Genomic DNA, 7,484 nt, shown 5'->3' on the forward strand with positions numbered 1-7,484 from the left:
CCATGAGTTTTATTGAAATTAAGGACGTGCATAAATCTTTTTATCAAAAAGAAATTTTAAAGGGTATTGATCTTACGGTTCATAAGGGTGAGGTAATTGTTATTCTAGGACCGTCAGGTTCGGGTAAAACCACCTTTTTAAGATGTTTGAACACCTTGGAACAAGCTGATAAAGGTCAAATTAAAATTAACGATGTGACCAAGGATTTCACGCAAAAAGATCGGCGTAACACGCGTGATCTGATTTTGAAAACGGCAATGGTTTTTCAAGGACATGCTCTGTTCAATAATATGACGGTATTGCAGAATGTAATAGAAGGATTAGTTCGCGTAAAAAAGAAACCTCGTGATGAAGCCTCTAAAATTGGGTTAGCCATGTTAGAAAAAGTGGGCCTATCTGATCGTGCCGATTACTATCCAGTCCAATTATCTGGAGGCCAACAACAGCGTGCAGGGATTGCTCGTGCCATGGCTATGAAACCGGAATTGTTATTATTTGATGAACCAACTAGTGCATTAGATCCAGAGTTGGTTGGTGAAGTTCTATCTGCTATGAAAGAATTGGCACAAGAGGGTCATACCATGATTGTTGTCACACATGAAATGCAATTTGCTTACGAAGTAGCAGATCGTGTGCTCTACATGGAAGGCGGGATAGTGGTTGAAGAAGGGACGCCACAAGCTATATTTAATACCCCACAAGATGAGCGGACAAAGAAGTTTTTGGCACGTTTATCTGGTAAAAATTTTGATGATGTTGAACTGGTAGAAGTATGATGCAATTTAAGCAAGAACGTGTTAGTAAATCAACTGGCACGGAGAAAATATCAGCAGAAAGTCATGAAAAACAGCTTTTTTCTAAGGATATGGTGTTGCTAATGGTCATTAACTTTTTGGTTATGACAGCTGTGACAACGCAGATGGGAACTTTACCTCTATATGTCACACGATTAGGTGGGAATGCTGTGATGTCAGGACTAGTTGTTGGTATTTGGGGATTGGCAGCGTTAGCTGCGCGGATACCTGTTGGCAAGTTAATTGATAGTTACGGGCGCAAGCAACTTGTGTTGATTGGACTAGGCATATTAGTCATTGATTTTTCAACGTTGATTTTTGTGAGCACCATTGTGAGTTTAATTATATTACGTGCGGTGCAAGGCTTAGGTAATGGGACGCAATCAACTGCAGTAGCGACATTGGTTGCTGATAAAATACCAAAAGAAAAGCTGTCGATTGGACTAGGATATTTCAGTATTTCACAAACTTTACCAGCGGCAATTGGTCCAGCAATTGGGTTAATGATTGTTGAAAATTTAGGCTTTCAGTCGCTTTTTTATTTTAGTTTGTTACTTGTTAGCCTAGCATTTCTACTCACTTTATTCATCAAAGATAGCTATGATAGTGATACGCAAGTTCAGGAAACAACACAAATCAGAACCGGGTTTAAGGCATTGATCCGATTACAAAGTATTTGGGTGCCTAGTTTGTTAATTTTTGTTGTTTCTTTTGCAAATGCTGCTGTGGCAGCATTTTTGATTCAATTCGGTGAGCAAAAAAACTTATCGCCAGCTATTGTTGGTTTGAGTTTTACTGCGCAGGCCGTTATAGGTGCATTAGCTAGAATTTGGTTTGGTAGGATGTATTTATATTTCAAATCTTTTGTGTTGATTTTAGCTGGAATCATCATGATTGCTTTAGCTTACATATGTATTGCTTTTGGTGATACGATTGAACTATTATTGTTAGCTGGGGCACTAGATGGGTTTGGTTTCGCCTTGTTAATGCCATTGATGAACGCGGTTGTTTTACGTGATGTGACTTCAGAACAGCGTGGACGTGCAACAGCTATTTTTTCATCTGGGACAGACGTGGCATATGGTTTAGGTGCTTTGGTGTGGGGAATTGTTGTGAGCTTAATTGGTTTTCAGGGGATGTATCTCTGCACAACGATAGTTGTTTTAGCTACGTTAGGACTTGTTTTGGCACATCGTCAGCTGTTGCGTTAGAAGTTGATATGGTAGTAAAAAATATAGTAGTATTTTAATAAATTATATCAATATGTTTGAAAAATCAAAAGCATACTGTAACTCATTATCTGTTAGATATTTGGCTAAATATCTTTTTTCATTGTTCATGAATGCTGGATTGTGGTCAGTGAGATGTGCAATGAGATTAGATTTTTTAATTAATGATAAACCAACAACTTTTTCGCCATGAAGGTACTGTGCTAAGCCTTGCAAATTAAGCAGGCGGGCACGATGGTAATAGTCTTTTTCTTGCTGTTTAAAATAAGTCGACAAGTTCTCGATCAATAAGTCAGCTGTATCAAGATGGTTACGATCTAACATAATCGAAATGATATTATTATAAATATAAAAAATCATAGAAAAACTGTCGTATCTGAAATTATCGTATAAAAAACCCTTTTGATGTAATTCTTTAAATAGATTGAACATGAATGTTTCTTCAAGAAATGGCATAGCATGTCCAAAAAGATATAATTCGAAAAATGTCCAATTTTGGATACTTTTAAAATAATTTTCAAGAAGTAATAAGTCGTTAGCTGTGATGCTTGCTGCGTTTAGCGTGGTCAGCATCATTTTAATGTGGATAACTTGTAATTCGGCAAATTTTCCGGATTGACCTTGCCGAATCCGTAGATGATCTCTCAGTGTTGAGACATCACCAGATTGATAAGCGTTTTGAAAGCTAGGTAATAAATCATTTTTTTCGGAATTATTTTTCTGATACAAAAACTCAAATTCTGATAGTTGAACATTAATGCGATCAAGAAGTTCTAATAGGTGGGTAAAAGAAATATCAGTTAACCCACGCTCAAAGCGTGACAAAAAAGGATAAGAAACAATATTTTGACTTGCTTCTTTGAGGGTAATATTTTTCCCAGTCCTGAAGATTTTAAATATTTCACCGATTTTAGTCATTTTTTAACCTATATGCACATTTCTTATTTTTATTTTATATTGAGTTTAACATAAAAAAGAATAGGAATATTTTTTGCTAGTTTAGAAAAAGATAAAATGGTGCGAGCGATGAAAGAATTAAGTTGGACTTATTTATGGTTTAGTTTTCTAGTTTCTTCTATGGGTGATTGGCTTTATCGATTAGCCTTACCAATTATTATTTTGCAAAAAAGTGGGTCAGCCTATCATGCTGCCACTACCTTTGGGGTGTCTTTTATACCTTGGGTATTATTTTCATTAATTGGTGGTAGTTTGGCAGATCATTATGCAAAAAATAAAATACTGATTTTAGGTAATTTGGGGGCTATCGGTGCCAGTTTATTTTTGATTTTTGTTTTAAAAAGTCCGCACATTGACTTTTCCTTATTGTATTTGGCAGTTTTTATTTTGGCATCGGTTGATCCATTAATCCACCCTAGTTTTCAAATTATTATCCCTGAAATTGTTGCTCAAGATAAATTTGCTCAGGCTAACGCAGTTATTCAAACCATCGATAACACATTATCAATTATGGGTCCTTTAGCTGGTGGAACGGTGGTTATGATATTGGGTGGTGCTAATGTCCTATGGCTCGATACTTTTTCCTTTACGGTAGCAGTTGGTATTTTATGGTTATTGCCTAGCTCAAGTGCAACTAAATCTAGAAAAACCATCATTAGAAATCTGCGATTTGATATTGTTAAAGGGGTAAAATATAGTTTCCATCAACGGGTTATTTTTAGTGGATCAATGATGTTTTTATTGACAAATTTTGCATTGAATATGTTTGAAGCTAATTGCATTTTTTATATGACCAAGACGTTGAATTATCCGTTAATTAACGCAACGATTGCTATGTCGATTGGCGGTATTGGGTCACTAATAGCTGGTATTTTAGGTAGTCAAATTGTGACACGATTTAGAGCGGGCATATTGTTATCATCGAGTACAATTATGGCCGGATTAAGTACACTATTACTTTTATTGAATACCAATTATCTGTATATTGGTGGTATTTTAGGACTAGTAAGTTTCTTTGGTACGATTAATGTGATTACCTACTTCACTTTGCGACAGCGGACGGTACCAAAAGAAATGCTGGGTCGTGTCGTTGCCGTCACGCGTATGGTGTCATATGCCTCAATTCCTGTGGGATCATGGTTTGGTGGTCTACTATTAAGTCATGGGCACCCAATGATAGTGGTGATTATGATAGCTGGCATTGTTCGGACGTTGGCAGGTGTTATGGCCAAATTTTCACCGTTGGGTAGGGAAAAATAAAAGAACTGTTAGTCCATAATAACTAACAGTTCTTTTATTTGAATAGGTGCATACGCCGAATGATTCTAATTCTAGTGTGTTGTTTAACTTAGGTTTTTTCGATATCATAAATCCTAATCTAATTTTTCAATGCTTTAGATTGTGCGACGCGATTATAAATATTGTTACCAATTAGCGCCAAAATAGTGATTGCAACGCCAGCCAATTCAAAACCAGATATGTTATAGCCATTTACAATACTAATGACAAATGAAGTAATAGGCACTAAGTTCATAAACAAAATACCATTAATTGGCCCAACTATACGATTACCAAGATTCCAAGCAAATACAGCAATGACACCAGCGAATGAAATCATGTAAATTAACGCGCCGCTCACGCCGGATATTTGTCCAAAGCTTGGCGCTGATAACCAGCCCATCAATGTAGCGACAAACAAAATAACAATGACTGAGAGAACGCCATAAATACTAGTTAATGTTGAATAGCGTAGAATTGACCATTGCTTAAAGTGTCCCCGCCACCGGTAGTATAAATTACCCAACATAGGGCACCAAGCAAAATGAGTATAAGTGCAAATATCGTATGATCACCTTTATATAGAACGGATAGATCACCTTTAGTAACGACCATAAATACGCCAATGGCGGCGACAATCATCGAAATTAAAGATACAATTGTAGGTTTAACACCACGATAAACCCAGCCTACTAATACGCCAAGTAACGGTTGTATGGCCATCATTACAGAAGCAATAATAGAACCAGAAGGGCCGGCAGTCTTTTGTCCAAGGAAAACTAAAAAACTAAATCCGGCAAAAGCAGATGTCCCAAAGAGCCATAGCTTTAAAAAGTTTCCGTCAGATTTGAAAGCTGATTTACCTTCGACAAATAGCAAAATGATAGCAAATATAACCGCAACTGTACCATAACGAAACAGTGTAAAATAAAATGGATCCATAATTTTTAATGCAGGGGCCATTACAGGAAACATACCACCCCAAGAAAATACAGCAATTAAACATAGGACAATTCCTAATAAATATTTTTTAGTCATCTCAATTCCTCTTCCTAAAACCCATGATATTTAATTTTTCCAGACAAATTAAATTACCTCTTTGGCTTGTTTAAAATATAGCATCTATATTGCTATACCGGAATTAACAGTATAAACTAGGGGGATATAGAAATATGTTATAGGGTCATGAATTCATATGTTTAGAGGGGGTAGGGCATGATTGGAAATGAAAATATAAGCTTTGACATGTTGAACGTATTTATTAAAGATAGTATTGCTAAAGCAATAGATCTCCAAAAATTTAAATTAGTATTACTGCCTATGTACTGTCCTATTCATCAGCAAGTTGTTAAAGTATTTAATCGCTTAAATGTGGCGCTCCCTGAAATATTTGAAAATGACTATAGTGAGTTAACGATCTCCTTAGTCAAAAATTCTGATTTTGTTACTGTGTTGCCTGAATCCATTGCTATTAATAAAATCACGCAGGATATGAATGGTTTAGACATGAAAAGATTAGAAATAGCATTTGATCGATCTGTGTCTGTTTTTGGAAGATCCAAAAATATAGTTAACGAAATTGAAAAGGAACTGGCTTGAAAAAGCTAAATCTCATATGTAAATGTCAGGGGTACTTTTATAGTCCAGGGTAGGTAAAGAATTAACAGATCAGTTAAGGGTTCAATGCTATTGTTATCAATGAGTACCCCTCTGTATTGACTTGACAAAAGAGTGTATGAACTGTATATTGAAAGCGGTTACAATTATAACAAAAATGCTGCTAATTATTTATGAGGTGATTATTATGAAGTTAACAAATATTCTGTATCGGCGCCAATATAAAATACAACTTTCGTCGTCTACTCCGAACTTGGATTTAAAATCTTTAGATACTATGGGAATCTGGATTAATCCGACAGATAAACATTATCTTTTGACATTAAAATCAGGTGATGATCCAAATGTAGATTTTGCCATATTTGAAAAAAATTTTAGAGAAAAAACAGGATTAACTTCAGACGAAGCTAAAATAGAAGCAAAAGACGGTCCACTTACTTTACAAAATGCAGTAGATACGCCTTGGTTTTAAAAAAATTTATAGATCTTTAAATTTAAACATAAATTTTATTCAGACTGTTCACGTAGTCTCATTTAAGACGTTGATAATACTATGATTACTAAATAATCGCTAGCTTGGTAGGGCTAACGATTATTTTTTTGCTAATTTTTAACCAAGTCAATAACTAATACTAGTAAGGTAACTATAAAAGTAACAAACATGAACATGAGCTGTATGGCAGACTGTGGATGCCTATTATGCTAAAAAAGCATGAGACGGTGATGACAGGAACCTCCGAATTGACATTAGGGTTAAAGCTTTTTCTTTTTATCATAAAACAATTAAAAAACATTATTTCACAATAAATATGTGGTAAAATATTTGAATGCTATTAAAATAGTCAGGGGATCCAGGATGCATGAAATAATAAATAAAATCAACAAGCCAGCATTCTTAGCAATGGTAACGTTCATTTTGTTTATGCTTTGTTTTTTGTTTGGAATGATAAACGGATTACATAATGTCAATGGTGGCGTTCTTGTTTTTAGAGCTTAATTAGGGGGAATATTTATGATTATAACAGGGAAAAAAGTAATAGGGTTCAGTAGTATCTTGATAGTCATATTAATGACTGTTATCATACTACTTATGTATGTCGGATTATTAAATAAAATGGACAATTATTTATTGATTTATTTTTTGACGTTAGTTGGTTGTGGTGCGTGGTTCTTGGAGTAATGGGGCCAATAAATATTCTTTCAATAAAGTATTATTTATAAAGTTGCTGTAGGAGATATAGCAATATTCGTGGTAGCAATACTGCCAAATATGATTGTGTCCATTTCTTCGCAAAGGATTTCTGGTATTGGCTGGTCTATTAGTGTTTGGTACAAAAAGATAGTAGGTAGATAATGTTTAATATATTAAACAGTAGTTTCGAAATTATAGTAGTTATTCTTGCAACAATAGGTTTTGTTAGTACAATGATTGCTCAATTTGGACATGACACGAGTAAAGAATCAGCTAAATTATATGGTGATTTATCACTTTTGTTTATGGGAATCGGGTTGACTGCTCCTATGTCAATAAATGGCACATCTTTTTCTAAACACTCGTTCTAATTCTGTCGGAATTAAACCAACTGATGTAATTTGAGGTTCGGATTAC

7 protein-coding genes and 1 pseudogene are annotated in these 7,484 nt (G+C 34.9%); 5 read left to right on the plus strand and 3 right to left on the minus strand.

Translation table 11 applies throughout. The features are described 5' to 3' along the window. The first annotated feature begins 2 nt into the window (after positions 1-2). Together HNQ98_RS08570 and HNQ98_RS08575 are read left to right on the plus strand one after the other, a co-directional pair. Complete coding sequence (locus tag HNQ98_RS08570; RefSeq protein WP_135197939.1) at positions 3-776, plus strand: amino acid ABC transporter ATP-binding protein; 774 nt, start codon at positions 3-5, stop codon at positions 774-776. Further along, positions 776-2,005: an MFS transporter gene (locus HNQ98_RS08575; protein ID WP_135197951.1), complete on the plus strand. Its 1,230-nt coding sequence runs from the start codon at positions 776-778 to the stop codon at positions 2,003-2,005. The genes HNQ98_RS08570 and HNQ98_RS08575 overlap by 1 nt, the downstream gene beginning before the upstream one ends. A gap of 42 nt (positions 2,006-2,047) precedes the next feature. On the opposite strand, the gene HNQ98_RS08580 is transcribed toward HNQ98_RS08575, so the two are convergent. After that, positions 2,048-2,941 carry a helix-turn-helix domain-containing protein gene (locus HNQ98_RS08580; RefSeq protein ID WP_019039944.1) on the minus strand — a complete coding sequence of 298 codons (894 nt, stop codon included), beginning with the start codon at positions 2,939-2,941 and terminating at the stop codon, positions 2,048-2,050. Positions 2,942-3,049: 108 nt separating this feature from the next. Here HNQ98_RS08580 and HNQ98_RS08585 point away from each other — a divergent pair, with 108 nt between their 5' ends. Beyond that, positions 3,050-4,240 (plus strand): MFS transporter, encoded by a 1,191-nt coding sequence (locus tag HNQ98_RS08585; RefSeq protein WP_135197938.1) that lies wholly within the window; start codon positions 3,050-3,052, stop codon positions 4,238-4,240. A 118-nt stretch (positions 4,241-4,358) separates the two neighbouring features. Here the strand turns inward: HNQ98_RS08585 and HNQ98_RS08590 are convergent. After that, positions 4,359-5,296 (minus strand): annotated as a pseudogene (locus tag HNQ98_RS08590) (DMT family transporter). Between the two features lie 177 nt (positions 5,297-5,473). Here HNQ98_RS08590 and HNQ98_RS08595 point away from each other — a divergent pair. Both HNQ98_RS08595 and HNQ98_RS08600 read left to right on the plus strand, forming a co-directional pair. Then, positions 5,474-5,857 (plus strand): type 2 periplasmic-binding domain-containing protein, encoded by a 384-nt coding sequence (locus HNQ98_RS08595; protein ID WP_223822791.1) that lies wholly within the window; start codon positions 5,474-5,476, stop codon positions 5,855-5,857. Positions 5,858-6,062: 205 nt separating this feature from the next. Continuing rightward, on the plus strand, positions 6,063-6,347 hold the full coding sequence (locus HNQ98_RS08600) for a hypothetical protein (protein ID WP_135197937.1): 285 nt from the start codon (positions 6,063-6,065) through the stop codon (positions 6,345-6,347). A 131-nt stretch (positions 6,348-6,478) separates the two neighbouring features. On the opposite strand, the gene HNQ98_RS09380 is transcribed toward HNQ98_RS08600, so the two are convergent. Next, a complete protein-coding gene (locus HNQ98_RS09380; RefSeq protein ID WP_369423559.1) occupies positions 6,479-6,553 on the minus strand; it encodes a hypothetical protein in 75 nt (24 codons plus the stop codon). Positions 6,554-7,484 lie beyond the last annotated feature (931 nt).

The organism is Leuconostoc carnosum, assembly GCF_014207505.1.
Taxonomy (GTDB): Bacteria; Bacillota; Bacilli; order Lactobacillales; family Lactobacillaceae; genus Leuconostoc; species Leuconostoc carnosum.

Coding starts and splice junctions, on each gene's coding strand:
- HNQ98_RS08570 (WP_135197939.1), top strand. CDS start 3: ATGAGTTTTATTGAAATTAAGGACGTGCATAAATCTTTTTATCAAAAA.
- HNQ98_RS08585 (WP_135197938.1), top strand. CDS start 3,050: ATGAAAGAATTAAGTTGGACTTATTTATGGTTTAGTTTTCTAGTTTCT.
- HNQ98_RS08595 (WP_223822791.1), top strand. CDS start 5,474: ATGATTGGAAATGAAAATATAAGCTTTGACATGTTGAACGTATTTATT.
- HNQ98_RS08580 (WP_019039944.1), bottom strand. CDS start 2,941: ATGACTAAAATCGGTGAAATATTTAAAATCTTCAGGACTGGGAAAAAT.
- HNQ98_RS08575 (WP_135197951.1), top strand. CDS start 776: ATGCAATTTAAGCAAGAACGTGTTAGTAAATCAACTGGCACGGAGAAA.
- HNQ98_RS08600 (WP_135197937.1), top strand. CDS start 6,063: ATGAAGTTAACAAATATTCTGTATCGGCGCCAATATAAAATACAACTT.